Annotated in this window: 22 protein-coding genes; 7 read left to right on the plus strand and 15 right to left on the minus strand. The window is 39.7% G+C overall.

Translation table 11 applies throughout. The annotated features are described in order from the left end of the window. Nucleotides 1-149 precede the first annotated feature (149 nt). From paaZ to MMO42_RS02235, 4 genes are all read left to right on the plus strand, one after another. A complete protein-coding gene (gene paaZ, locus MMO42_RS02220; RefSeq protein ID WP_241319051.1) occupies nt 150-2,252 on the plus strand; it encodes a phenylacetic acid degradation bifunctional protein PaaZ in 2,103 nt (700 codons plus the stop codon). Between the two features lie 87 nt (nt 2,253-2,339). Continuing rightward, on the plus strand, nt 2,340-2,630 hold the full coding sequence (locus MMO42_RS02225; RefSeq protein ID WP_241319053.1) for a DUF1330 domain-containing protein: 291 nt from the start codon (nt 2,340-2,342) through the stop codon (nt 2,628-2,630). 274 nt (nt 2,631-2,904) lie between these two features. After that, a complete protein-coding gene (locus MMO42_RS02230; protein ID WP_241319575.1) occupies nt 2,905-4,191 on the plus strand; it encodes an acyl-CoA dehydrogenase family protein in 1,287 nt (428 codons plus the stop codon). 15 nt (nt 4,192-4,206) lie between these two features. Further along, a complete protein-coding gene (locus tag MMO42_RS02235; protein ID WP_241319055.1) occupies nt 4,207-5,406 on the plus strand; it encodes an acyl-CoA dehydrogenase family protein in 1,200 nt (399 codons plus the stop codon). An 81-nt stretch (nt 5,407-5,487) separates the two neighbouring features. Here the strand turns inward: MMO42_RS02235 and dsbG are convergent, their stop codons facing one another. The 3 genes from dsbG to dsbD are packed head-to-tail and all read right to left on the minus strand — an operon-like array spanning nt 5,488 to nt 9,025. Beyond that, nucleotides 5,488-6,234 (minus strand): thiol:disulfide interchange protein DsbG, encoded by a 747-nt coding sequence (gene dsbG / locus MMO42_RS02240; RefSeq protein WP_241319056.1) that lies wholly within the window; start codon nt 6,232-6,234, stop codon nt 5,488-5,490. Next, nucleotides 6,231-7,079, minus strand: a complete 849-nt coding sequence (locus MMO42_RS02245) for a TlpA disulfide reductase family protein (protein WP_241319058.1) — start codon at nt 7,077-7,079, stop codon at nt 6,231-6,233. The genes dsbG and MMO42_RS02245 overlap by 4 nt, the downstream gene beginning before the upstream one ends. Then, complete coding sequence (gene dsbD, locus MMO42_RS02250; RefSeq protein WP_241319060.1) at nt 7,076-9,025, minus strand: protein-disulfide reductase DsbD; 1,950 nt, start codon at nt 9,023-9,025, stop codon at nt 7,076-7,078. The genes MMO42_RS02245 and dsbD overlap by 4 nt, the downstream gene beginning before the upstream one ends. Nucleotides 9,026-9,134: 109 nt before the next feature. On the opposite strand from dsbD, the gene MMO42_RS02255 reads away from it, so the two are divergent. Then, nucleotides 9,135-9,806 carry a response regulator transcription factor gene (locus MMO42_RS02255; RefSeq protein WP_241319062.1) on the plus strand — a complete coding sequence of 224 codons (672 nt, stop codon included), beginning with the start codon at nt 9,135-9,137 and terminating at the stop codon, nt 9,804-9,806. Beyond that, nucleotides 9,803-11,149, plus strand: a complete 1,347-nt coding sequence (locus tag MMO42_RS02260; RefSeq protein ID WP_241319064.1) for an ATP-binding protein — start codon at nt 9,803-9,805, stop codon at nt 11,147-11,149. The genes MMO42_RS02255 and MMO42_RS02260 overlap by 4 nt, the downstream gene beginning before the upstream one ends. A gap of 41 nt (nt 11,150-11,190) precedes the next feature. Here the strand turns inward: MMO42_RS02260 and gorA are convergent, their stop codons facing one another. Both gorA and MMO42_RS02270 read right to left on the minus strand, forming a co-directional pair. Beyond that, nucleotides 11,191-12,543, minus strand: a complete 1,353-nt coding sequence (gene gorA / locus MMO42_RS02265; RefSeq protein WP_241319066.1) for a glutathione-disulfide reductase — start codon at nt 12,541-12,543, stop codon at nt 11,191-11,193. Nucleotides 12,544-12,701: 158 nt separating this feature from the next. Next, complete coding sequence (locus tag MMO42_RS02270) at nt 12,702-13,946, minus strand: alkane 1-monooxygenase (RefSeq protein ID WP_241319068.1); 1,245 nt, start codon at nt 13,944-13,946, stop codon at nt 12,702-12,704. Nucleotides 13,947-14,135: 189 nt separating this feature from the next. On the opposite strand from MMO42_RS02270, the gene MMO42_RS02275 reads away from it, so the two are divergent. Beyond that, on the plus strand, nt 14,136-15,068 hold the full coding sequence (locus MMO42_RS02275) for an AraC family transcriptional regulator (RefSeq protein ID WP_241319576.1): 933 nt from the start codon (nt 14,136-14,138) through the stop codon (nt 15,066-15,068). A 43-nt stretch (nt 15,069-15,111) separates the two neighbouring features. On the opposite strand, the gene lpxA is transcribed toward MMO42_RS02275, so the two are convergent. Genes lpxA through frr form a run of 10 tightly spaced genes read right to left on the minus strand, consistent with a single transcriptional unit; the run spans nt 15,112 to nt 25,248 of the window. Then, the gene (gene lpxA / locus MMO42_RS02280) at nt 15,112-15,900 is read right to left on the minus strand and encodes an acyl-ACP--UDP-N-acetylglucosamine O-acyltransferase (RefSeq protein ID WP_241319070.1); all 789 of its coding nucleotides are present in this window, start codon (nt 15,898-15,900) and stop codon (nt 15,112-15,114) included. Further along, nucleotides 15,897-16,382 carry a 3-hydroxyacyl-ACP dehydratase FabZ gene (fabZ, locus tag MMO42_RS02285; RefSeq protein WP_241319071.1) on the minus strand — a complete coding sequence of 162 codons (486 nt, stop codon included), beginning with the start codon at nt 16,380-16,382 and terminating at the stop codon, nt 15,897-15,899. The genes lpxA and fabZ overlap by 4 nt, the downstream gene beginning before the upstream one ends. 6 nt (nt 16,383-16,388) lie before the next feature. After that, nucleotides 16,389-17,459 (minus strand): UDP-3-O-(3-hydroxymyristoyl)glucosamine N-acyltransferase, encoded by a 1,071-nt coding sequence (lpxD, locus tag MMO42_RS02290; protein ID WP_241319072.1) that lies wholly within the window; start codon nt 17,457-17,459, stop codon nt 16,389-16,391. 3 nt (nt 17,460-17,462) lie between these two features. Further along, the gene (locus MMO42_RS02295; protein ID WP_241319073.1) at nt 17,463-17,963 is read right to left on the minus strand and encodes an OmpH family outer membrane protein; all 501 of its coding nucleotides are present in this window, start codon (nt 17,961-17,963) and stop codon (nt 17,463-17,465) included. Nucleotides 17,964-18,007: 44 nt separating this feature from the next. Further along, entirely contained in the window at nt 18,008-20,518 is a 2,511-nt protein-coding gene (gene bamA / locus MMO42_RS02300) for an outer membrane protein assembly factor BamA (protein ID WP_241319074.1), read from the minus strand. A gap of 34 nt (nt 20,519-20,552) precedes the next feature. Beyond that, nucleotides 20,553-21,908, minus strand: coding sequence for an RIP metalloprotease RseP (gene rseP, locus MMO42_RS02305; RefSeq protein WP_241319075.1), 1,356 nt, complete (start codon nt 21,906-21,908; stop codon nt 20,553-20,555). Nucleotides 21,909-21,913: 5 nt separating this feature from the next. Further along, complete coding sequence (gene ispC, locus MMO42_RS02310; protein WP_241319078.1) at nt 21,914-23,110, minus strand: 1-deoxy-D-xylulose-5-phosphate reductoisomerase; 1,197 nt, start codon at nt 23,108-23,110, stop codon at nt 21,914-21,916. Next, the gene (locus MMO42_RS02315; RefSeq protein ID WP_005293743.1) at nt 23,111-23,935 is read right to left on the minus strand and encodes a phosphatidate cytidylyltransferase; all 825 of its coding nucleotides are present in this window, start codon (nt 23,933-23,935) and stop codon (nt 23,111-23,113) included. A 2-nt stretch (nt 23,936-23,937) separates the two neighbouring features. Beyond that, entirely contained in the window at nt 23,938-24,687 is a 750-nt protein-coding gene (gene uppS, locus MMO42_RS02320; protein WP_241319079.1) for a polyprenyl diphosphate synthase, read from the minus strand. Between the two features lie 6 nt (nt 24,688-24,693). Next, nucleotides 24,694-25,248, minus strand: a complete 555-nt coding sequence (frr, locus tag MMO42_RS02325; RefSeq protein ID WP_241319080.1) for a ribosome recycling factor — start codon at nt 25,246-25,248, stop codon at nt 24,694-24,696. Nucleotides 25,249-25,399: the final 151 nt, after the last annotated feature.

Raw genomic sequence — 25,399 nt, forward strand, 5'->3', positions numbered from 1 at the left:
TGTTTTATTTAAATATATTCAAAAAAATAAAAATTAAATTTATCGAAAAAAACAAAATAAAGTTGACTTTTAGCTGAATCAAGATGAAATTATGAATCATATTTAAAAGTTTTTATAATTGATGTATCACATAAAAATGGAGTTTGATCATGCTAGAACAAGCAAAACGCGAAGACATCGCACAGGACACTGAATACCAAAAGCCAACTCAACAGCTCACACAACTATCTTCTTTTGTTTATGGAACGTGGCACTCAAGCCATGAAGATACGCGTACGGTTGTTCACGCGATTAGCAATGAACCAATTTATACGGTCAGCAGCCATGGCATAGATATGCAACAAGTGGTGCAATATGCCAAGAAAAATGGTTCTGAACTAGCAAACTGGACTTTTCATCAACGTGCCAATGCCTTAAAACAAATTGCACAGCATTTACTAGAGCATAAAGAGGATTTTTACCAGCTTGCTTATGCAACGGGCGCAACGCGTAAAGATGCCTGGATTGATATTGAAGGTGGAATTCAGACCCTATTTGCCTATTCGAGCCTTGTCCGTCGAGAACTTAATGATGAAAAAATCATGACCGAAGACAGTTGGATTCAGCTCTCTAAAAATGGCACTTTTGGCGCGAAACACATTTTAAGCCCTAAGGCGGGTGTGGCAATTCATATCAATGCATTCAACTTCCCAATTTGGGGAATGTTAGAAAAAATTGCCCCAACAATATTGGCTGGGGTACCTTGTATTGTTAAACCTGCAACCGATGGTGCTCAACTGACCCAAGCCGTTGTTAAAGCGATTGAACAAACCCAAATTTTACCTAAAGGTTCACTTCAATTAATTTGTGGACAAATTGATGATCTTTTTGACTATTTAGGTCCACAGGATTGTGTGACATTTACAGGTTCAGCATACACAGGACAAAAACTTCGCAATCATCCTCACCTGAACAAATACTCGATTCCATTCAGCATGGAAGCAGATTCGGTGAATAGCGCCATTCTAAGTCCAGAGGCGAATGAAGCCACTGTTGATCTGTTTGTCCGTGAAGTCTTTCGTGAAATGACCACCAAAGCAGGACAAAAATGTACTGCCATTCGCCGTGCCTTTGTTCCTCATGCTCTGCTTGAACAAGTCCAGCAAAAACTGAGCGCTAAACTGGCAAAAGTCGTGGTTGGAGATCCACAAAAACCTGACACAACAATGGGTGCTTTGGCTAGCCCAAAACAAAAATTGGATGTAGCAGCCAAAGTTGCTGAACTGGCAAAAGAAGCTCAAATTGTGTTCGGTGGAGACAACTCATTTAAATTTAATGCAGATCACCCAGAAAAAGGCACCTTCTTTCCACCGACACTCTTGCGCTGTGAAAAACCGTTAGAAGCCATCTCAGTGCATACCACTGAAGCATTTGGCCCTGTATGTACCTTGATGCCATACCAGTCGATTGATGAACTTGTCGATCTGGTTGCACGTGGCGAAGGCAGTCTGGTGGCCTCTGTAGTGAAAAACAGTGATGAAAATATTGAGCAGATTATTCAGAAAATTGCGCCTTGGCATGGCCGCGTACATATTTTGGATGAACAATCTGCCAAAGAAAGTACGGGGCATGGCTCCCCACTCCCTCATCTTGTCCACGGCGGGCCAGGTCGTGCGGGTGGCGGTGAAGAGCTGGGGGGTATCCGTGCAGTTAAACACTATATGCAACGCACGGCAATTCAGGGTTCACCGAATAGCCTGACTCAAATCACACATTCATGGACAGCGGGTTCACATATCAATGAAGACCGAGTTCATCCCTTCAAAAAATCATTTGATGAACTGGTGATTGGTGAACGCCTGCTCACCGCACGCCGTACCGTGACTGAAGCAGATATTGTCAATTTTGCCTGTTTAAGTGGTGATTATTTCTATGCCCATACTGACAAAATCGCTGCGGCAGGCTCCTTCTTTGGCGAGCGTGTTGCACATGGTTATTTCATTGTCTCTGCAGCAGCAGGTTTATTTGTCGATGCGGCTCAAGGCCCTGTGATTGCCAATTATGGTATGGATAATTTACGTTTTGTTGAGCCAGTCAAGATTGGTGATTCAATCCGAGTTGAATTGACCTGCAAACAGAAAACCCCAAAGCCACAAAAAGATCCATCTCAACCCGAGCATGGTGTAGTGGTTTGGGATATCAAGGTGAAAAATCAACGTGATGAACTGGTTGCGACTTATGATATTTTAACTTTGGTTGCCCGCGCAGCTTAAAGCATGCAGATTGATGGATACCATCAAGTGTCCATCAACAACTTCAATATTTGGTGTGTTACATCTAAATTCAATTCAGGAATACTCATGAGCGCATACATTATTCTTATTCGTAAAGAATTAAAAAACAAAGATGAAATGAAAACTTATACAACATTGGCAAGACAAGCCAGCCAAGGCTTTAATGCTGAACCCATTGTATTTTATGGGCAATCCATTGCTCTGGAAAATATCGAAAGTGATGGTGTTGCAATTATTAAATTTAGCAGTATGCAGGAAGCACAAGATTGGTATCGTAGCGATGCCTATCAACAGGCCAAAAAACACCGTGATTTAGCAGGTGAATATATCGTGATTCTAACGGAAGGGTTAGAGTAAGTGCATATATAGATAAATAAATGACAGATTCTGCTTGCTGAACAACAAACAGATCAAGGCATGTTCTTGTCTCTGTCATTTAGGTCAATTTTAAAAATAAATATTTCCTCAATATTTTTTTTAAGTTATATAAAACAAATAAATATAGAACAAAAACTAACTCATTTACCCTTTATCTTTCTCCAATCAGCACGTCAAAGAAGACATAGTTTTTTTATCAGGAGCATGTCAGCATAAATTTACAACCATCCTCTAGGATAAAATCATGTCGAATATGATGAATAAGGCTCAAGGTTTTGGGCTATCTTTGATCACAAAACTCGCAGGAAGCGAAGTGCTTGATCAACTCAAATTAAGAAAATTTGTAGAGAAATCATTATATCAAGGTTCAAAAACAGGCTTTAAAGTACTTACAAAAACACAGAAAGCGTTTAAGCCGCAACCGATCGATAAACAACGTCTCCCAAATCAAGTTAACAAAAATTTATTTGATCTAAGTTTAACTGACGAGCAGAAAATGACAGCTGATGCCATGTCAAAATTTGCTGAAGAAGTTTTATATGCATTAGCACACGATGCAGATCACAATGCTGAATTTCCAGAAGAACTTTGGCAACATTTGGTCGATCTCGGCTTAAACTATTATGCACTACCAGAAGCATTGGGTGGTGTAGCCGCAGAACAAAACATCGTCAGTAATATCTTGATTGCTGAAAGTTTAGCAAAAGGTGATTTTAGTTTAACCGCAGGCCTACTCAGCACTTTCAGCGTGATTAATGCAATTACACGCTGGGGTTCAACCCAAGTCCAATCTATGTATTTACCTGTGTTTGCAGAAGATACCGATGTAACAGCAAGCTTTGCTTTCCAAGAGGCAACACCTGCATTTAACCCGTTTCAATTAAAGACCAAAGCGACGGAAGCAAATGGGCAATTCTATGTCACTGGTGAAAAAACCTTAGTGATTTTAGGCGATACCGCGGATGTCTTCCTTGTCAGTGCAGAATTCAATGGTCAGCCAGATATTTTCGTAGTGCAATCCAATGAAAGTATCGCCATTAAAGCAAATCCGGCAATGGGTTTAAAAGCAGCAGAAACAGCGACATTACAATTCAACCAAACACCTGCATTACGTTTGGGTGATACCGATTTTGACTATAGTGCATTTGTCGATTTAGGCAACTTGATGTGGTGTGCAATGACAATAGGCACATGTGAGGCAGTGAAAGAATACTGTATTAAATATGCCAATGAGCGTACGGCTTTCGGTGAACCAATCTCACATCGTCAAAGCGTAGCGTTCATGATTGCAGATATGGCGATTGAAATTGATGCAATGCGCATGCTGGTTTTAAATGCCGCAAGTTTGGCTGAAGCAGGTCAAAGTTTCCATCGTGAAGCTTATTTAGCTCGCCTACTCTGTGCCGAAAAATCAATGAAAATAGGTAACGATGGTGTGCAAATCCTCGGTGGTCATGGTTTTACCAAAGAGCACCCTGTTGAGCGTTGGTATCGCGACCTGCGTGCAACTGCGGTCATGCACTCTGGTTTACACGCTTAATTTTGGAGAAGAATAATGAACTTACAAAATCCGAAAAAATTCAAAATGCTGGTGGATCAGGCACACGAAACTGCACTGAATGTTTTACGTCCTATTTCACGTAAATATGACAAAGCCGAACATGCCTATCCGAAAGAACTCGATATGCTCGCTGCCTTGCTTGATGGCATGAATGAAAGTGGTGAAGGCGTTGGTGCAGCCAATGCCAGTAAACGTGGCACTGTAAATCCAGATACGGTTGTCAATGGCGGTAATATGTCAGCAGCACTTGGCATTATCGAAATGTGTTACGGCGATACTGGCTTACTGCTGAGCATGCCACGCCAAGGCTTGGGCAACTCTGCCATTGCGGCCGTTGCCAATGATGAACAGTTGGAGCGTTTCAAAGGGACTTGGGCAGCAATGGCAATCACTGAACCAGGCTGTGGCTCCGATTCAGCTGCTATTCGCACAATGGCGACCAAAGATGGCGATGACTATATTTTGAATGGTGAAAAAATCTTTGTCACTTCAGGTGAACGTGCCGACTCGGTTGTGGTCTGGGCAACACTCGATAAAAACTTAGGTCGTGCTGCAATTAAGTCTTTCGTTGTACCCAAGGGCACGCCTGGAATGAAGGTCGAGCGTTTGGAACATAAACTGGGCATTAAAGCCTCGGATACGGCGGTGATTAGTTTTACTGACTGTCGTGTGCCTGCTGCCAATTTGTTAGGTAATCCTGAAATTGACGTAGCAAAAGGCTTTGCGGGCGTTATGGAAACCTTTGACAATACCCGTCCACTAGTTGCTGCAATGGCTGTAGGTTGTGCCAAAGCTTCTTTAGAACGCATTAAAGAAATTTTTAAAGATCAACTTGATGCAGACTATAAAACGCCTTACTTACAAACTTCAAATTTAGCTGCACAAATCTATCGAATGGAAGCCGAATGGGAGGCAGCTCGCCTCCTCATGATTAAAGCAACTTGGATGGCTGACAATAAAAAGCCAAATTCCAAAGAAGCATCGATTGCCAAAGCCAAAGCTGGACGAGTTGGCAGTGAGATCACCTTAAAATGCGTCGAACTAGCCGCGAGTGTTGGCTACAGTGAAGATGAGTTACTTGAAAAATGGGCACGAGATTCAAAAATCTTGGATATTTTTGAAGGGACACAGCAAATTCAGCAATTGATTATTGCGCGTCGTGAGCTCGGTAAATCATCAAGCGAACTGAAATAACTTTTTCTTACGCCATATAATGAATTATAAAAAGGACGTTTTCGAACGTCCTGTTTATATCTATAAGTTCGCCGATTCGATCTATTCAAAAACACCTTTCACGTCTTTAGGTAATCCTTGAGCCGTTTCCAGCTTGCCTTGACTATTTTTCCAGATTAAAGCAGGTGTGGCATAAAACCCATATTTATTCATCATTTCCTCATTACGCTCTAATTTTTCAGCGAGATGGGCTGGTATAGGCTTTAACTCTTTCAGCTTTTGTTTGCCTTTGGCTGCATTAAATGCTTCAAACACTTGTTGCGGATTAGAAGCAGCCAAAAGTGTTGCTGCCTGCCCGCGACTTTCAGGTCGAATTACTCCGACTTGAATATGACGCAATTGCACCTTACCCGCTTTTACATACGGACGCGCTTTTTCCCAAAAAGCGTGACAATAAGGACAATTCGGATCCGAGAACACATAAATAATTCGTGGTGCTTTGACACTTCCATCTTGGATCCACGCAGATTGTGCTAGACTTTTCCATACATCATCCAAAACAGATTGCTTTACATGTTTATTCAGCGCATCGACCGTTAAATTATCGCCTTTGGCATTATGTAAATCGCCAATAATATAGTATTTGTTATCATTCGAAATAAACACCGTTGCTGGATTCTGCTGCATATGTCCTGCCCAACCTGTCATTTGAGCAGGCGCTTCAATTTGCTTAACAAAAGTGAATCCTTCTTTTTCCAATTTTTGCTTAATTGTCGGAACTGCGGCAAATACCTGAGTAGCGGATAAGCTCAGTGCTAAACCTGCTAAAAATTTAAAATTACGGTTCATTGAGATGACACCTTCTGATGTTGATTAATCTTTTGCAAATACTGCTTAAGCATTGCAGGACTGAGTTCACCCATATGCCTTTCTACAAGTTGACCTTTAGCATTGAAGAATAAGGTACTTGGCATCCCGTACATATTCATCTGCTGCGCCATGTCCCCATTGGGGTCTGTTAGCACATGTTTAAAATTAAATTCATGACGGCTTAAATAATCTTTAATAGCATCAGCTGATTCACCCTGATTGAGCATGACAAAATGTATATTCGGATAATCTTGTTGTGCTTGATACAGTACAGGCATTTCACGATGGCAAGGTGGGCACCAACTCGCCCATAAATTAACCACTGTGGGTTGTCCAATAAACTGGGTTAAAGCTTGCGGCTGTTGTTGTAAATCATCAAAACTGAGTACGGGATACTGTGATTGGACTTGAAAGGATTTAATAGCACCCATGCCAACGGATTGTATCGCCAGAAAGACCATTAGGCTGATGCTCAGCAGTGTGAGTTTTAAGTCTCTATTTTTCCAAATAAACCATAGACAGGCCGCAATAATACCTGCATAAAGATGAAAACCTTTATCCTGAATCTTAATCATATCAATGGGATGTACTAAATACACATCAGCATGGATCATGACAAAAACCATTCGCGCCGCGAAGAATCCTACCAAAATCGCCGACCAAAGCGAGTCTTTATAACGCTGCCAAACATTTTCTGACCATGCATATTGACGACTAAAATAAAGCCCAGATAGAAAAACAGCGATCCATCCAATCAAAATGATCAACAATGTCCATGGCAAAATAAACCCACCCAAATGCAGGGCTTCTGAGGACATTATCATGATTCTTGCTCAACTAACTGTTTTATATTTTGAACCAGTTGATTTGCAGTAAATGTTCCTGTTAAACGTAAATCCCGCTGTTCCTCATGCGCTTTATTCAAAAGTAAAACGGTTGGAGGACCTAAGATTTGACGCTCTTTTAAGATCGTGTCTTGCGATGCTTCATAATGAGTTAAATCCAGTTTGATCCTCACAACATTTGCAATCGCGAGCTGTACTTGTTGTGAAGGAATCACATCCCGTTTAATGGGCTGGCACGCTGCACACCAATCTGCATAAACATCAATCAATACCAGTTGATCGGCATGATCAGCTAAAGCCTGTTGCAGCTCTTGTTTATTTTTGACTACGATCCATGGATGCAAAACCTGCGCTTGTTGCTGATTAAAAGACGATATTGCGAAATGTGCTTGCCAAATACCACTGGCTGCTACAGCACCAATTAAAATGAACATCAAAATTCGAACAGATAACTTTGCGATATGACACGAAATATTAATTAAATAGCCCGCCGCCGCGATTAAAATAATTGCAAAAACAGAATAATAGATCACATTTGGCAATAACGGTCGTGCAAAATAAACTGCCATGGCCAACATGACAAAACCGAAGCTGAATTTGAGTCGTTCCATCCATAGACCAGGCTTAGGTAGATACTTCGCCCCAAAAACACTGGCAATAAACAGCGGGATTCCGATTCCCAAACCCATAATAAATAAATAAAATCCACCTAATAAGCCCTGTTCCAGCTGTGAAACATACAATAGAGCACCCGCGAGTGGAGCACTCATACATGGACCTACGATTAAAGCTGATACGGCGCCCATCACCCCAGCCCCAACCAAAGTCCCACCCTTTTGAGCTTGTTGAATCCGATCCAAACGCTGTAATAAAGCTTGGGGTAAAGACAATTGATAGAGACCAAATAGATTCAATGCAAAAACAATGAACATCAGAACAAACAGGCCAATAAAAACAGGATTTTGGAACCAGCGTTGAATATTAAAACCAAGCTGTGATACCACGACACCCATCATGGCATAGACCAATGCCATACTCAGCACAAAGGTCATGGCGATCAGTGCTGCCCGATGCCCTTTATTTTGCTGTACTAAAATACCAGAAAGAATCGGAATTAAAGGCAATGAACAGGGTAAAAATGCCAATAATATGCCAAAACCTAAGAAAACAATAAGATTGAGCCAAACCGCTTGACTGGATAATAAATGAAGGAAAAATTGGTCGTTATTCCAGTCTTTTTTTAGTGATTGTCCTGAAATCGATTGCGACTCTGAGGACGGATTTGATTTTGACGCTGGATTAATCGTTTCTACCTCTGATACGGGCTTCAATTCTTCTGAACTTGATACCGTCTCAATTTGCTGATCTTCTTGAGTTTGGTCAGCAGTTAAAGAGGTTACAGAAGCTTTACCCATTTGAGTATCAACTGCATCAATTGACTGATCTGAGGACTGATTCGATTTTGTCGGTGCTTGCGCTAAAAGTGTCAAATTCGCTTGAGGTTCTTTATGCTTTGGCTGTGGTAATAAGCCGACATCGTCAGTCTGAATGGTTGTCCGTTGTACGGGATAACATAATCCATCCTCAGCACAGCCTTGCCATTGAACCTTATATTGCTGATTTGGCTGCACCTCAAATTGTGCGGTTACGTTGTTATAATGAACATCCGTGATACCAAAAGTTGGATCATCTTTTTCTGTTCCCTTTGGTAAATTTAGATCAATATTTTTACCATTTACACTTACTTTGAATTGATCATGATAAAGGTAATAATGAGGCACAATGTCCCATTTTAACTCTGCTTTGTCTTTAGAAATGGAACTTGCTTGAAACTTAAAAGCTTGATCAGGCGGCAGGAACTCTCCAGCAGCCCATGCAGTACTACTTAATCCAAGTAACATACCCGCAAGAAATTGAAATCGCATATCAATGTGTCTAAAACTCAACGTGACAGCATTATCAAACGGATAAAATTAAGAGAACATTAAGAGCTGTATTTGTTTGTAAAATGAGTGCAGTTATTGAGGGAAAGCCATGTTTGTTGTACTTGTTGAAGATGATCCCTATATTGCCCAAAGTATTATCGCGACATTGGACTATCTAAATATCTCGGTAGAACACGTAAATACGGCAAAAGCTGCTGATTATTTTATCCGCAACAGTGCCGTTGATTTATGCTTACTAGATCTTGGCTTACCAGATCAAGATGGGTTAGAGCTATTACAGACCTGGCGCAAAGCAGGTTTACATGTTCCTGTACTGGTTCTAACAGCGCGCAATCAAACTCAACAGTGTGTGGAAGCGCTGAATAGTGGAGCTGATGATTATCTCACCAAACCATTTGACCTAACTATCTTGGTTGCTCGAGTTCATGCATTAGCGCGAAGAAACCGAGGCTATTCTTCCAATATTTTACAGCTCGGTGAGCTAAAAATTCATCAAGACACTCAACAAGCCTACTACCAAGAACAGCTTTTAGATCTCTCTCGACGCGAATACAGCCTGCTCGAAACTTTTATGATGTACCCCAACCAAATCCTTAAAAATGAACATTTAATTGATAAGGTTTACGGTTTTCAAGACAGTATCGAGAGTAACGCCATTAATGTGCATATTTATCATTTAAGGCAAAAGATTCAGCCAGACATTATCCAAACCATTCGAGGTGTGGGTTATATTTTTAAAGCGCCTGAGTCCAGCCTATGAAAAGCTATAGTTTAAAGTGGCGCTTGGTAACCACTATCTCCTTTGTGTTTATCCTGTTGTGGTCACTGGTATTTTATTGGCTATATGTCGATCTAGAAAAACGTCTACAAAATACATTGGATGAACGTCTCTCAGCTTCAGCCCAGATGGTTGCCCATCTAATTCAACAGCTCCCTGTTGATCAGATTATGAATAGCTTAGATTCTGTACAGCAAAAGCATAATCCGCAGAATTTAATTGTCTGTGAAGTTTCATTTTTTAGCTACAATCCTGCCGAAGATCATCAGGTGCTTGTAAGGACTCAAGGTTCGCCAAATTTAGCCTCCAGAACAGTTGGTTTTAGCACATGGCAAGAAAATGGTATTGATTGGCGTAGTTATGTCCTGCAAAAAGGACAAATAAGAGTGGTCACTGCTGAGAAATCACAGCTCCGTTATTCTCTGCTCACCCAAATTTTGCAATCTGTTCTAGTTCCTTTAACGCTTACGCTTATTTTATGTATTCTTTTGATTTTATGGATTATCCGCGTTGAATTTAAGCCGCTTGATCAGATGGCACAACGACTCCGAAAAAAACAACAATTTTCTATAGCGGCGACGCATCTATTAGATTTAAATACCCAAAATATTCCTAATGAAATTCAACCTTTTGTAGATAGCATTTTGGAATTAATACAGAACTTACAGCAAAGTTTGGAAAATGAAAAAAGTTTTAGTGCTTTTGCGGCACATGAGCTGCGCAGCCCACTCACAGCAATTAAAACACATGTACAGCTTAGTCAACTTATACTGACACAATCTGGTTCTGAGCAACACAAACTGCTGGATAATTTAGAAAAAGCAGAAACAAGCATCCTGCGTTATGAACAATTACTAGAGCAATTATTATTACTGAGCAAAACTGAGAATCAAGCTCAACCATCCATCGGCATAGTTGATGTTACTGCGTGTCTAACCCAAGTGCTGAATGAGTTGGAAAACAAATATCATCACTTATCACAACAATTATTGATTGATTGGGACAGCCTATCCCCCATTCCACTTCCATCTGAGACATTGAGTATTGTGCTGAAAAATTTAATTGAGAATGCCTATTTACATGCTCAAACCCCAATTCATATTTATATGCAAAATAATCAGCTCGTGATCACAGATACTGGAAATGGCTTAACTGATAATGAACTGGACCTGCTCACTCAACGTTTTTGGCGTAAATCATCACAGAATGATGGGCATGGACTAGGATTGTCGTTAGTGAAACTGCTACTGGATAAATATGGCTTCAAAATTACATTCAGCCACAATTCCCCAAGTGGCCTCAAAGTGATCATTTCCTCGATTTAATTTGTGAAATGATCACCGACATTTAGGGGTGAAAAGCACGATTAACGCATGGTGACAAACTCTTCAGCAGATGTTGGATGAATAGCTACCGTATTATCAAAGTCTTTCTTGGTTGCTCCCATTTTCAAGGCAACAGCAAAACCTTGCAAAATCTCATCCATACCAAAGCCAATCCCATGAATACCTACAATTTTCTCCTCCTCACCCACACACACCAGTTTCATTTTGGTTGGCTGACGGTGCTGCGTAATGGCACTGTACATCGCAGTAAATGATGAGTTATAGACTTTCACCGCTTGCTGACCATATTGTTCAATAGCTTCCTGTTCAGTCATCCCCACCGTTCCTATTGGAGGATGGCTAAATACCACGGTCGGAATATTTTCATAATCTAAATGCTCATCTGGTTTATTATTAAATAATCTTTCAGATAATCTTCGCCCAGCAGCAACGGCAACTGGTGTAAGTTCCATTTTGCCAGTAATATCGCCCACTGCATAAATATCCTGTTGTGAGGTATTCTGAAATTTGTCGACTTGAATATAGCCTCGCTCATCGAGCTGGACATGGGCTTTATCCAAATTCAAACTCGCGGTATTCGGTTCTCGACCCGTTGCCCAAATCAGACAATCTACCGTATGCATTTCACCATTCTCTAAATGTAATACAACACGACCGTCCGCATTTTTGGTGACTTTTTTAGGAACAGCTTGTGTATGTACAGTAATTCCATCCGTTTGCATTACCTCAACCAAGGTTTCGCTTAAGAAAGAATCAAAACGTCTTACAGGTAAATCCTTACGAATAAATAGTCCAACCTGAGAACCCAAAGCATTCAGCACACCAGCCAATTCAACCGCTATATAACCCGATCCAATCACGGCAGTTGTTTTTGGTAAAGCGCTTAATTCAAAAAAACCATTCGAATCTATGCCATATTCCACTCCGTCTATTTTAGGCAGTGAGGGCTGCGTACCTGTCGCAATGAGAATATGATCTGCTGTGAATCGTTCACCGTTGACTTCAATGGTATTTTTATCAATAAAATAAGCCGCACCTTGAATAAGATCAACTTGATTTTTGCTTAGGCTATTTTGATAAGACTGATGAATTCTATCAATATAAGCCTGCCGATTTTTGATTAAAACCTGCCAGTCAAATGACTCGACTTTAGTATTGAAACCATAATCTGGACCGTATTTTTGAATCGATTCAGCAACATGAGCGGCATACCACATCACTTTTTTAGGAACACAACCCACGTTGACGCAGGTTCCACCTATTTCCGATTTTTCAATTAAGGCACATTTTTTTCCATACATCGCAGCGCGATTCACAGAAGCAATTCCACCACTACCACCACCGATCGCAATATAATCATAATGTTTTGTCATCTTTGCCTCATAAACCAATTACAAGATTATTTTTAAGTTATACATAGATATACAGCAAGAATATTCAAAATCTGTACTTGGTTAAGCTTTTTATACAAGAAAATAAAAAGGCACTGACGATTACTCATCAGTGCCCTGCTTTGGGAAAGCTACGTGAATTATGCTGTAGTTGCTGTCTCGGTAGAAACTTCAGTCAATGACTGATCCACCACATCAAACTTTTTAAAGATTTTGGCGCGACGTTTAGGGAAAATATTGGCTTTATTCAAATCACCTTTGTAATGATCAAATACGCGCTTATCCATCATTTTTGCCCATAGTGGTGGAATCAAAGCAGGCAATAACATACTTGCATAACCACTTGGCAATTCTGGTGCTTCATCAAAATGACGCAACGCTTGGAACGGGCGTGTCGGATATGCATGATGATCCGAATGACGTTGTAATTGATATAAGAATAAGTTGGTCACAATATTATTATTGTTCCAGCTATGTTCTGGCATGGTACGTTCATATTTACCATTCTTGTCTTTTTGGCGTTTTAAACCATAGTGTTCGATATAGTTAATAATTTCAAATAAACTAATGCCGTAGAACGCTTGAGTTGCTAAATAAGGAATGACCCCTTTACCAAACAAGCCAACCATTGAACCGTGAAAAGCAGCACTCATGCCCCAACCTTGCAGCAATTCATTATCTGTTGACCAGAATTCTTTGCCTTTACGTTTTAAACGATTGGTTTCAATTTCAATTGCTGATTTGAAAGAGCCAATGACCGTACGTGGCCAAAACTCATAGAATGTTTCGCCCATTTGTGAAGATGCTGGATCTTCAGGTGTTGCAGCACGTTTATGGTGACCATAGGGATGCTCGATACGGAAATGATTATAACCCGTTGGTACCAATGCCAAATGTGAAAGGATGTGATCAATGCGATCAGATTTATGGCTCAGCTCATGTGCAGTATTAATGGCAATCCCATTAATTGCACCCATTGAAATACCTAAAAAGATTTTATCAATGAAAGAGGTTTCTTTGCGACTGGTTAAATAACATGCATAGACATTGGCTGCATATTGCAAAGGAATAAAGCTTTTCACCAATCGAGAATAATACGGGTCTTTTTCCAGCAATCGAATATCTTCATCCGTTGGATTATTAGCATCTTTGCCAATAATTGTATCAATCGTCGGAATCACAATATGCAAAACAATTGGGCCGCCTAAAGCAAAGATTTTCTTCAATGGACGTGGTGCAAATTGATAACCTGCTAAAATACCAATCCCGATTGCAGGCAAAGCTGGGCTAATGGCCCATAAATAACGTTTACGATCTAACTGAGTTTTTGACTTTGGAATGCTTACTGGCGTAAGTTCTTGCTCAACATTTACTGGCGCATTCATCATCGAATCCATGTCTTTGTATATATATGTATATTCTGAGGAATTATGAATTTCATGACAGTTGCAAGCGTCCAAAAAACCTATGTCAAAGTCTTTGGCATCATCCACCCTGTTTTTGTCCCATAAACACATATTGAGTTATTGGCGCAGCTCTCTATAATTTAAATGAATACATCGTTAAAAAATCATATGGATGCTTTAAGTAAAATATTTGCTGATATTCATTTAAATCACACTGAATATATCTACTTGAAAACTCAAGGAGAATGGAGTTTTATCTGCCAAGATCAAACGGCCTTAATTGTTCATATTGTTTTAGTTGGTTCTGTCTTTATTCAAATTGACGCGCAAAATAGTTTAACTGCACATGCGGGTGAAATTGTGGTTATCCCGTCTGGGAAAGCACATACAGCTGCAGATAATGCAATTACCAAGCTGGTGGATGCCGTTGATATATCAAAACTATTTGATGGCCATAAAGAAGAAGCCATCGAATTCGGTACTCATTCATCTGAGAAAAATCTCATTCTCACTGTACGTTGCCAGATTGATACCATTATGGCGCGTCCTTTTATTCAGGCATTACCTGCAATTATCCATCTGCAGCATGGAGATACCAATGCACCCGAATGGCTGCAAATCGGCTTACATTTCCTCGCCTTAGAAACGCAGAATATTCAGGCAGGCCGCGATATCATCATCGATCATTTGGTGAATATCTTATTAATTAAATGTATTCGAGATCATATTCAACAAATTTCGAGCCAACATGGCTGGCTCAGTGCTTTGAATCATCCTGAACTGAGCAATAGCTTGGCTGCAATTCACAATCATCCTGAAGATGCTTGGACGGTTGAATCATTGGCAGAACAATGCTGTATGTCACGATCAAAGTTTGCCAGTCTCTTCCATGAAGTAATTGGTGAATCACCACTCGCCTATTTACAGCAACATCGTATGCGCTTAGCCAGCCAATATCTGCGTAAAAGTAATTATTCAGTTCAGCAAATTGCTAATAAAGTGGGTTATTCATCAGAAACTGCGTTCAGTCAGGCTTTTAAACGCACTTTTGAACATTCGCCTAAACAGTATCGACAACAATTTGTAGAAGAGGAAAATTAGGCATAAAAAAAGACACCTCAGTGTCTTTTTTTCAATCTCGTGATTAACGCACAATGCCACGCGTTGATTGCTCTAAAGAGTCAATAAACAATTGCGCTTCTGGTGTTTTCACTAGAATTTCATTACGAATCTGTTCAATTGCCTGTTCAGCAGTTAAACCTGATTTATAGATCAGCTTATAAGCTTCTCTTAAACCCTGAATGGTGTCTCTTGACCAGCCTTTACGACGCATACCTTCGATATTCATGCCATAAGCACGTGCTGGGTTACCAGAAGCCATGATATACGCTGGCACATCTTTAAGAATTAAGGCTGCACCACCAATCATACTGTAAGAATCAATACGACAGAATTGATGAATACCCGCATTACCACCGACGATCACATGATCACCAACATGGACATGCCCAGCAACACCAACATTATTGGCAAAAATATTATGATGACCAATCACACAGTCATGTGCAATATGCGTATTAACCATTAACAGGTTATGACTGCCAATTTTGGTCAAGCTATGATCCTGAACTGTACCTCTATGCAAAGTACAATGTTCACGAATCGAGTTATGATCGCCAATTTCTAACCAAGTTTCTTCGCCCTGATATTTTAAATCCTGACAAATTTCCCCAATACTCGAGAATTGAAAAATATCATTATTTTTTCCAATTCTCGTAAAACCACCAATAACAACATGTGAATGTAATTTTGTACCTGAGTCAATACTTACATTGGGACCCACAACACTATACGGACCAATTTGTACATCAGAAGCGATTTCTGCAGACGGGTCAATAATTGCTGTGGGATGTATTAAATTTTGACTACTCATGTCTGCTCAATTTTCTGGTGGGAAATAATAATCTCTGCCGTCGCAGCAACAATGCCATCGACGCTCGCAGTACAATTGTACTTGTAAATGCCACGTTTTTGCATCACAAGTTCAGATTTTAAGACAAGCTGGTCTCCTGCAACAACTTGTTTTTTAAATCTGATTTTTTCTGCACCTGCAAATAAAAACAGCGAACCTGCTTTCGGCTTTTGATTAGTTAAGACAAAACCCAAAATTCCAGAAACCTGTGCTAATGCTTCAATCATCAGTACACCAGGCATAATTGGATAGGTCGGGAAATGCCCTTGGAAAAACTCTTCATTAATAGAAACGTTTTTATAACCGACAATACTATTCTCAGTAATTTCTGTAACGCGATCAACGAGTAAAAATGGATAACGATGAGGTAAATATTCACGAATCGTAAGAATATCCATGGGTAATTCAGGCATCGTGAATGTAGGTAATGTAGTCTCAGTCATAATAAATTATTTACGTAACTTAAAGGTTGATTCAAGGGACTCTAATTGAGCTTGCATATGATCAAGCCTTTTAGTGATTTGGGTCAATGGCACATCTGCTAATTGTCTCAAGCGTACAATTGTCTTTTTCCAATGACTATTTTCAAAAAGTCCCATCCCAGAAGAATACGTTCCAGCTTCAGAAATATTTTTTGTGACCATTGACATTGCCGTAAGTGTCACGTTATCGGTGATTTCAAGATGCCCGACCACCCCTGATGCGCCCCCCATGATACAGTTTTTGCCAATTTTTGCACTTCCTGCAATTCCGCAATTTGCTGCTATCGCTGTATTTTCACCAATCTGTACATTGTGAGCAATTTGCACAAGGTTATCAATAATGACACCATCAGCTAGAATTGTATCGTCCAATGCACCGCGATCAATACTACAATTTGAACCAATCCGGACATCATTTCCGATGCGAACCGAACCTAGTTGCGCAATACGATGCCATTTCCCTTGATAAGGTGCGAAGCCAAAACCTTCAGAACCAATCACTGTATTTGCATGAATACGAACACGATCTTTTAATTTTGCCGCACCCGTAATGGTAACATGTGCATCAATAAAGCAATCTTTACCAATTTCAACGTCATCATCAAGGAACGCATGTGCCTGAATAATTGTATTGCTACCCACGACACAATGTTCACCAATCACAACGTAATGCCCAATATAAGCATCATCAGCAATAATGGCTGAAGGATGAATTTGAGCAGTATTCTCGATACCTCGTTGAGTTATTTTTTTTTCAAATAGATGCGTTAAAGTAGCAAATGCCAAATAAGGATTATCAACAACAATAAAATTTTGTTTGCTTGTCAGTTGTTGTTTAAGTTCTGCTGTGACGATATATGCACCAGCATGACTTGCCTCTGCTTGTGCTAAATATTTTTCACCATTTACAAAGCAAATATGCTGCTTTTGTGCATATTCCAAACTTGCCAAATTGGAAACTTGGAAATCTTTTTCACCGAAATGCTCACCTTTGACAAGGTGAGCAATTTCTTCTAAACGATAACTACGTCTATTCATTGATTATTTAATTGCGTTAACCTTTTGAATCATTTTATCAGTTAAATCATACTGAGCGTCAGAGGCAATCGTAGAATTTTTATTCAAAATGAAGTCTAAGTTACTTTCTTTACGCAATTGTTCAGCAGCTTGCTTCACACGAGATTCAAAAGTTGTATTCATCGCTTGTAAGCTTGACTGAACTTTGGTCTGTAAACCTTGTTGGGTTGAGTTGAACTCACTTAACTTCGACTGATATTGAGCAGTCAGTTTTTGAATATCAGCCTGATTCATTTTCTGGCCATCAGTCTGTGCTTTTTGCTGCAAAGACTCTAACTCTTTGCCCAATTGCTCAAGTCGAGTTGAAGTAGGTTTTACTGATTGAGTTAAACTTGCATTTTGTTGCTTGAGATAAGTACTGCTTTCAACAACTTTAGCTAAATCAACCACAGCAAGACCAGCAGCATTTACAGTTGCAGAAACCGTAAATCCTAAACCTAACATGAGCATTGTTAATTTTTTCATTATTACATCCTTTATATATTTTACAGCGCTAAACAAGGTCGTCCTTAGAAGGTACGACCGATTTCGAATTGGATTGATTTGGTATCATCACCCTTTTTATCATTCAATGGGAATGCATAGCTCAGTGATAAAGGACCAATCATCGTAATCCATGTGAAGCCAACACCAACACTATAGCGAATATTACCAAAATCTAACTTATTGTTATCTTTACAATATTGCTTGATGTCAATCTCTTTTCCATCAATTGTGACATTGCCTTTAGGTACATCACATTGTGTATCAAATACTTGTGCGCCCTCAGCAAAAAGTACTGGTCGTACTTGACGGGTCCAATCACCTTTAAATGGCAAAGGAAGTGCGAGTTCCGTACCAAATTGAACCAATGCATTACCACCGACTTCTTCAGGGTCAAGGTCGTTTTGCTTCTGTTCTTGGAAAATAACACTTGGATATCTTGGACCTAAAGAGCTATTGTCATAACCACGTACTGAGCCATAACCACCCGCATAGAAGTTTTTATAGAATGGTAAGTCATTACCATAACCTAACTTACCATAACCACGGAGTACAAAACCGCCCCAAAGAGATTTAAAGGCTTGGGCATCATAAGTCATTTTTTGATAATCAACATCACTACCAGGCAGACCAATTTCTAAACCGACACGATGTGACATACCCGATGTTGGGAAAATAGGTCTATTTAAAGTGTTATAAGACCAACCCAAATTCAAGTTGTATGTTAAGAACGTACCTTCAAATGCATTATCATATTTTTCTAGAGGAACTTTACATTCTAAAGTCTTCTCATCAATTTGCGATTTTCCTTCCGCATCTAAAGGACAATAGCTTGAACTTCCAGTAGCCTTACCACCGTTCGCTAATAAATAATCACGGATATAAGTCGAAACACTTGGACCAGTCCGTACTTTGGTTTGATCAATACCTAAAGAAGCACTTAGACTTTGATTTTCATCAATTGGGTACCCAAAACTTACGCTACCACCAATACTATCAGTGACATAGTTGTTAACGTTATAGTCTTTATTTAGCTTGGTTTTACGGTAATAAACGTTATAACCACGGCTGACACCATCAATAGTGAAATATGGGTCAGTTACACTTAAGTTATAATAATCTTGAGTTTCTGAACGAGATAGATCGATCGCAACACGATTACCAGTTCCCATAAAGTTGGTTTGACTTAAACCTGCTTGGAAAGTTACACCACCATTTTGTGAGTAACCTACAGCCAATGTCGTCGTACCAGAATGCTGTTCTTCAACATTCACGTTTAAATCAACTTCGTCTGGCGAGTTTGGTACGCGAACAGGTTTAACGTCTACCGTTTTAAAGAAACCAGTACGTTCTAAACGAACTTTAGATAAATCAATTTTTTCATTGCTTGCCAATGCACCTTCCATTTGGCGCATTTCACGACGTAATACTTCATCGGCAGTTTTACTGTTACCTGTGAAGTTAATACGACGGACAGTCACTTGCTGACCTGGATTAATATAATAATTTAAACCAACAATACCTGTTTGGTTATTGATATCAGGTACAACATTCACTTCAGCATAGTAATAACCAGCATTACCATACTTACGTAGCAATAACTGTTTGACAGCATTTACTCTTTCTTGCGAATAAGTTTCACCATCTTTGTACAGTTTAAGCGCTTGTAACTCTTCTGGTTTATAGAGTGCATCGCCTAAGAATTTGGTTTCACCAAATTTAAACTGACTACCCTCATCAACCGAAACTTCAATAAAGATATGCTTTTTATCTTCACTAATATTCAGTTGCGAATTGATGATATTAAAATTGATATAACCTTTGTTTAAATATAATGCACGTAAGGCTTCCAAACTTGCAGCCATTTTTTCACGTGCATAACGGTCATTACGAGTAACAACAGACGCCCAGCCACTTTCTTTTACAGCGAAGGCTTGCTTGATATCACTATCACTAAAGACTGTATTACCGATAATGTTGATATCAAATACTTTTGCAGCCGTACCTTCATTAAAGTTAAGCTTTAACTCAACACGGTTATTTGGACGAGCAACTGTTTCAACAGTCACATCTGCATCATAACGACCTTGCTGGGTATATTGTTGCTCAAGCTCAGTTTCAATCGTCTGCAATGCAGATTTTTTAAATACTTCACCTTCCGCAATACCCATTTTCTTTAAGCCTTGTTCTAAGGCTTCTTTTGGAATCAGTTTATTACCTTTGAATTCCAGCTTTGAAATGACTGGACGTTCAACAACTTTAAAGACCAAAACATTATTTTCTTTATATGTTTTGATGTCATCAAATAAACCAGAAGCATACAAAGTACGGATTGCCTCAGCAATCATAGGATCACTTACTCTATCGCCACTATTTATTGGTAACATAGAATAGATACTTGCAGGTGTTAAACGCACTAAGCCATCAATTCGTATATCTTGTGCAAGAAACTCATCTGCAGCGTATGCTTGTTGTACCACTGCCATCGCACTAACCAGTGCCAAAGGCATTAATAAATGTGTGTGACGCATGCCCATATATTTTCCAGTAAGTTAAATTCCATTTGCGTTGTTATAAACGCATGAAGTCGTTAAATAAAGCCAAAAGCATCATGCTACCGAGCAGTAACATACCAACTTTTAGACCAAACATCTGTATTTGTTCAGAAACAGGTTTACCACGAATTGCTTCGATGAAGTAATAGACTAAATGACCACCATCAAGCATCGGAATTGGTAATAAATTTAAAATCCCAAGACTTACACTCATCAAAGCCATGAAGGAAATGAACGTTTGCCATCCCATTTCCGCGCTTTGACCAGCGACCTTGGCAATAGTGATTGGACCAGATAGGTTATCCAGACCAATTAAACCGCGTACCATTTTGATAATCGAATTGAAAATCATGCCTGAAAGCTGGGTTGTCTTTTCAAAGGCAACACCCAAGGCTTCTATAGGCGAATATTGAATGGTTTGCTTGTAATCATTTGGAATCGTGATTTTGCCTGCATCACTTTTCACACCAAGCATTCCAGTGGTATTGCCCATATTATCGCGCTGCCCTTGAGGCATCACTTGCAAATGGACCAATTGACCTTGACGCATCACATCAATATTTAAAAGCTTTTCTGATGAGCTTTGAACAACAGCAACCACATCAAACCAATCTTTCATCGCAACATTATCAATTGCAACGATTTGATCGCCGACTTTCATACCTTGGCGTATCGCAGCACCATCAGCACTCAATTCTTTTACCACTGCAGGAATCTGAGGACGATACGGTAAAAAACCTAATACATCCAAAGGCGACTGACTTTGATCTTTTAAAAACTCTTTAATCGGTAAACTAAATTGTTTTTCTGTCCCCGCACGATCAACAATGATTGAAACTTGCCCAGTTTCACCAACACGGTTGACTAAAGCATAATTCAACTTTTCCCATGTTGGTGTGGTTTGCCCATCAACATATACAATCTTATCGCCGACTTTTAAATCGACTTGAGCTGCGGGTGTATTTGGCATAATTTTGCCAATACGAGTATTTAACTGATCTTGTGCGGGTAAAAATAAAATCCAAAATAGAAATACGGCAAAAATCAGATTAATCAAAGGACCAGCGGCAACAATCGCAATCCGCTTCCACGGAGATTGACGGTTAAAGGCATAAGGTAGATCTTGCTCAGCAACATTCCCCTCACGCTCATCCAACATTTTGACATAACCACCCAGCGGTAATGCCGAAAGCTGATATTGGATTCCTGATTTTTTAGATTGCCATTTCAGTAAAGTTGGACCAAAGCCAATGGAATAAACCAACACTTTGACGCCTAATCTACGCGCAACCCAATAATGACCAAATTCATGAATTGCAATTAGAGGACCAAGCAATAAAATCGCTGCAACAATCATAAATAGTGCATTCATACGATTTAGCCTCCTATATCCACAATATACTTTTCTGCAATTCGTCTTGCGATCATATCAGTCTGCAAGATGATGTCTATATTTTCTGCTTTAGCATTTTGTACAGTTTGCAAGGTATTTTCGACAACTTGAGCAATCTGAGTAAATCGAATTCTTTGCTGCAAAAATGCCGCAACTGCAATTTCATTTGCCGCGTTTAAAATCGTTGGTGCTAAACCACCTGCACGCATCGCCTGACGAGCTAAATCCAATGCAGGAAATTTAACAAGATCAGGCGACTGAAAGTTCAACTGAGCTGTCTTAAATAAATTTAAAGCAGGAACATTTGTCTCCAAACGTTTTGGCCAAGCCAATGCATGTGCAATTGGCGTACACATATCTGGATTACCCATTTGTGCCAAAGTTGATCCATCCACATACTGCACCATGGAATGAATAATACTTTGTGGATGAACAACAACTGTAACAAAATGTTCTGATATTGAAAACAAATGACAAGCTTCGATTAATTCTAAGCCTTTATTCATCAAAGTCGCAGAATCAACAGAGATTTTTTGCCCCATTGACCAGTTTGGATGCTTACATGCTTGCTGCGGAGTGACATCATGCAATTGATCTAGCGAGTGATTCAGGAACGGCCCACCAGATGCAGTCAGTAAGATCTGAGATACACCTAATTGTGGTTGGCCCGTTCTTTCGGCATCTAAATAATTATGCGGTAAGGATTGAAAGATTGCATTGTGCTCAGAATCGACTGGCAGTAACAAAGCATTATGCTCGCGCGCGGCTTGCATCATGATATCACCAGACATCACGAGCGACTCTTTATTGGCAAGTAAAACACGTTTACCGGCTTTGACTGCCGCCAGCGTTGGTAACAACCCAGCCGCACCTACAATGGCTGCCATGACGATATCAACATCAGCATGTTCAGCAATCTCAATTAAGCCAGTTTCATCTGTCAAAATTTCAATCTGTTTTAGATTTTCTTGATTGAAACGTTGTTGTAACTCAAATGCCTTCTCATTCGGCACAACAACAATTTTGGGATGATATTTTTTACAAATTTCTAAAAGTTCATCTAAACGACTATATGCAGAGACTGCAAATACAGTGTATTGGTCTGGGTGTTGTTCCAATACTTTTAAAGTACTCTGTCCAATTGAACCCGTAACACCCAATATACAAACAGCTTGAGTCATTTAAAGATCTACACCAATAAGTTTTAATATATACATGCCAGTTGCAAAAATCGGTGCAGCAGCAAGCAAAGAATCAATACGGTCTAACACACCACCATGCCCTGGAAGAACACGACCAGAATCTTTGATTCCTGCACGGCGTTTAATCATTGATTCAAATAAGTCACCTAGCACAGATGCAAACACGGTAATAATCGAAAGGATCAAGAATAAAATAAGCTGTATAACACTTAAATTTAAATAGAAATATTGTACAACCATCATAATGATAATCGTGGTTGCAATACCGCCATATAAGCCTTCAACAGATTTATTTGGGCTTACAAATGGCGCAAGTTTTTTCTTCCCAAATTTACGGCCAACGAAATAAGCACCACTGTCTGCTCCCCATACCAACAGGAACAAATACATCAGCCACCACGGAGAACTATGCCAAACTGCATAAAGTGCTGTAACCGCAGCAGAAATCAGAATAAAGCCAACGATATATAAAGATACGTTGTACCAACTATCTGATTCAGGAAAATTCTTAACCCAATAAATACTGCCTAACCACGTGAGAATTGATGCTGCCCAAAGCAAAAGTGCAACATCATCAAAAAATAATGCGAGTGTTGATACTGCTGCAACACATCCACCATATAACCAAGCTTTAGGTTTTGACACAGCTGTAACTGCTCGCGGCATAAGCTTAAACCACTCATAACCTGCGACCCCTGCGGCTAAAATCATAAGCATAAACATTGGATAATGTGATTGCGTTGCAAACATGCAACTTAAAACAACAGCAACTAACACCAATGCGGTAATAATCCGCTCTAACATTATTAATTCTCTATTTTCGCTTGTTGAATTTGTTCTGAGGTTTTGCCAAAGCGTCTTTCACGTCCTGAAAAAACACGAAATGCGTGATCTAACTCTTTCACTGTAAACTCGGGCCATAATGTCTCGGTAAAATACAACTCCGCATACGCAGCTTGCCACAGTAAGAAGTTAGACAAACGATAGTCACCACCTGTACGAATTAACAAATCGACAGCAGGGAGATCATTTAGACTGACATATTTATCGAATAAATCAACATTTATCTGATCTGCTTGAAGTTTTCCAGCAAGTACATCTTGAGCAATCACTTTTGCAGCCTGTGCCATGTCCCACATACCGCCATAACTAATCGCGATAGTCAAAGTCATGGAGTTAAAAGCTGCTGTTTTTTGCTCGGCGTATTGCATTAAATCACGTAACTCATTTGACAACCGAGAACGATCACCAATAAAGCGCAACGCGATATTAAATTGCTCCATACGAGGCAGTTGCTCATGAATTGTTTCTCCTAACAATTTCATTAACAAATCAACTTCGTATTGTGGGCGATTCCAATTTTCACTTGAAAATGCGAAAACAGTCAAAGCCCGAACACCAACTGCTTTACAATGTTCAACGACAGGATCCAAGACATTTTTGCCTTCACGATGCCCATCGCCTGTTTGCATTTGCTTTTTTTTGGCAAAACGATTGTTGCCATCCATAATGATGGCAACATGTTGAGGAAGAAGCTGTTCTTCTTGCAAGGTCATATGAAATCAGACCTTCATCAATTCTGCTTCTTTCGCTGCAAGACGCTTATCCACTTCTGCAACATATTTATCAGTAATTTTCTGAATATCATCTGATGCACGACGGTCATCATCTTCAGAAATTTCTTTTTCTTTCAATAATGCTTTGAGATCGCCTAATACATCGCGACGAATGTTACGAATCGCAACTTTGGCATTTTCAGCTTCAGTACGCGCAACTTTTTGCATATCACGACGAGTTTCTTCTGTTAAAGCAGCCATTGGTACGCGGATTGCGTCAGCAGTAATAGGATTCAAGCCCAGACCTGCTTCACGAATCGCTTTATCAATCGCAGCAACCATCGAACGTTCAAATGGTTGAACCAACAGCGTACGTGAATCTTCAAGCCCGATATTTGCCACTTGATTCAATGGAACATCAGAGCCGTAGTAAGAAACCATCACACCATTTAAAATAGATGGGTGCGCACGACCTGTACGAACTTTGGCAAAGCCTAACTCTAACGAGTCAAGCGATTTCTGCATACGCTGTTCGCTATCTTGTTTGAGATCGTTAATCATATGATCTTCCTTACTTATTCATTAGGTATTACAAAATATTTAGACATTAGTATAAAGAGCTTTATGGCTCACGTACATGAGGGTTTATTAACATTTCACAGATGATTGCGACAGAGAATATTTTTTAGGCGATGCAAGGCATGTTTTATGA

The sequence above is a fragment of the Acinetobacter sp. ANC 3882 genome (genome assembly GCF_022549545.1).
GTDB lineage: Bacteria > Pseudomonadota > Gammaproteobacteria > Pseudomonadales > Moraxellaceae > Acinetobacter.

What these genes read in the sequence shown, in the direction of transcription:
- paaZ (WP_241319051.1), top strand. Translation starts at nt 150, where the DNA reads ATGCTAGAACAAGCAAAACGCGAAGACATCGCACAGGACACTGAATAC.
- MMO42_RS02225 (WP_241319053.1), top strand. Translation starts at nt 2,340, where the DNA reads ATGAGCGCATACATTATTCTTATTCGTAAAGAATTAAAAAACAAAGAT.
- MMO42_RS02230 (WP_241319575.1), top strand. Translation starts at nt 2,905, where the DNA reads ATGATGAATAAGGCTCAAGGTTTTGGGCTATCTTTGATCACAAAACTC.
- MMO42_RS02235 (WP_241319055.1), top strand. Translation starts at nt 4,207, where the DNA reads ATGAACTTACAAAATCCGAAAAAATTCAAAATGCTGGTGGATCAGGCA.
- dsbG (WP_241319056.1), bottom strand. Translation starts at nt 6,234, where the DNA reads ATGAACCGTAATTTTAAATTTTTAGCAGGTTTAGCACTGAGCTTATCC.
- MMO42_RS02245 (WP_241319058.1), bottom strand. Translation starts at nt 7,079, where the DNA reads ATGATAATGTCCTCAGAAGCCCTGCATTTGGGTGGGTTTATTTTGCCA.
- dsbD (WP_241319060.1), bottom strand. Translation starts at nt 9,025, where the DNA reads ATGCGATTTCAATTTCTTGCGGGTATGTTACTTGGATTAAGTAGTACT.
- MMO42_RS02255 (WP_241319062.1), top strand. Translation starts at nt 9,135, where the DNA reads ATGTTTGTTGTACTTGTTGAAGATGATCCCTATATTGCCCAAAGTATT.
- MMO42_RS02260 (WP_241319064.1), top strand. Translation starts at nt 9,803, where the DNA reads ATGAAAAGCTATAGTTTAAAGTGGCGCTTGGTAACCACTATCTCCTTT.
- gorA (WP_241319066.1), bottom strand. Translation starts at nt 12,543, where the DNA reads ATGACAAAACATTATGATTATATTGCGATCGGTGGTGGTAGTGGTGGA.
- MMO42_RS02270 (WP_241319068.1), bottom strand. Translation starts at nt 13,946, where the DNA reads ATGAATGCGCCAGTAAATGTTGAGCAAGAACTTACGCCAGTAAGCATT.
- MMO42_RS02275 (WP_241319576.1), top strand. Translation starts at nt 14,136, where the DNA reads ATGGATGCTTTAAGTAAAATATTTGCTGATATTCATTTAAATCACACT.
- lpxA (WP_241319070.1), bottom strand. Translation starts at nt 15,900, where the DNA reads ATGAGTAGTCAAAATTTAATACATCCCACAGCAATTATTGACCCGTCT.
- fabZ (WP_241319071.1), bottom strand. Translation starts at nt 16,382, where the DNA reads ATGACTGAGACTACATTACCTACATTCACGATGCCTGAATTACCCATG.
- lpxD (WP_241319072.1), bottom strand. Translation starts at nt 17,459, where the DNA reads ATGAATAGACGTAGTTATCGTTTAGAAGAAATTGCTCACCTTGTCAAA.
- MMO42_RS02295 (WP_241319073.1), bottom strand. Translation starts at nt 17,963, where the DNA reads ATGAAAAAATTAACAATGCTCATGTTAGGTTTAGGATTTACGGTTTCT.
- bamA (WP_241319074.1), bottom strand. Translation starts at nt 20,518, where the DNA reads ATGGGCATGCGTCACACACATTTATTAATGCCTTTGGCACTGGTTAGT.
- rseP (WP_241319075.1), bottom strand. Translation starts at nt 21,908, where the DNA reads ATGAATGCACTATTTATGATTGTTGCAGCGATTTTATTGCTTGGTCCT.
- ispC (WP_241319078.1), bottom strand. Translation starts at nt 23,110, where the DNA reads ATGACTCAAGCTGTTTGTATATTGGGTGTTACGGGTTCAATTGGACAG.
- MMO42_RS02315 (WP_005293743.1), bottom strand. Translation starts at nt 23,935, where the DNA reads ATGTTAGAGCGGATTATTACCGCATTGGTGTTAGTTGCTGTTGTTTTA.
- uppS (WP_241319079.1), bottom strand. Translation starts at nt 24,687, where the DNA reads ATGACCTTGCAAGAAGAACAGCTTCTTCCTCAACATGTTGCCATCATT.
- frr (WP_241319080.1), bottom strand. Translation starts at nt 25,248, where the DNA reads ATGATTAACGATCTCAAACAAGATAGCGAACAGCGTATGCAGAAATCG.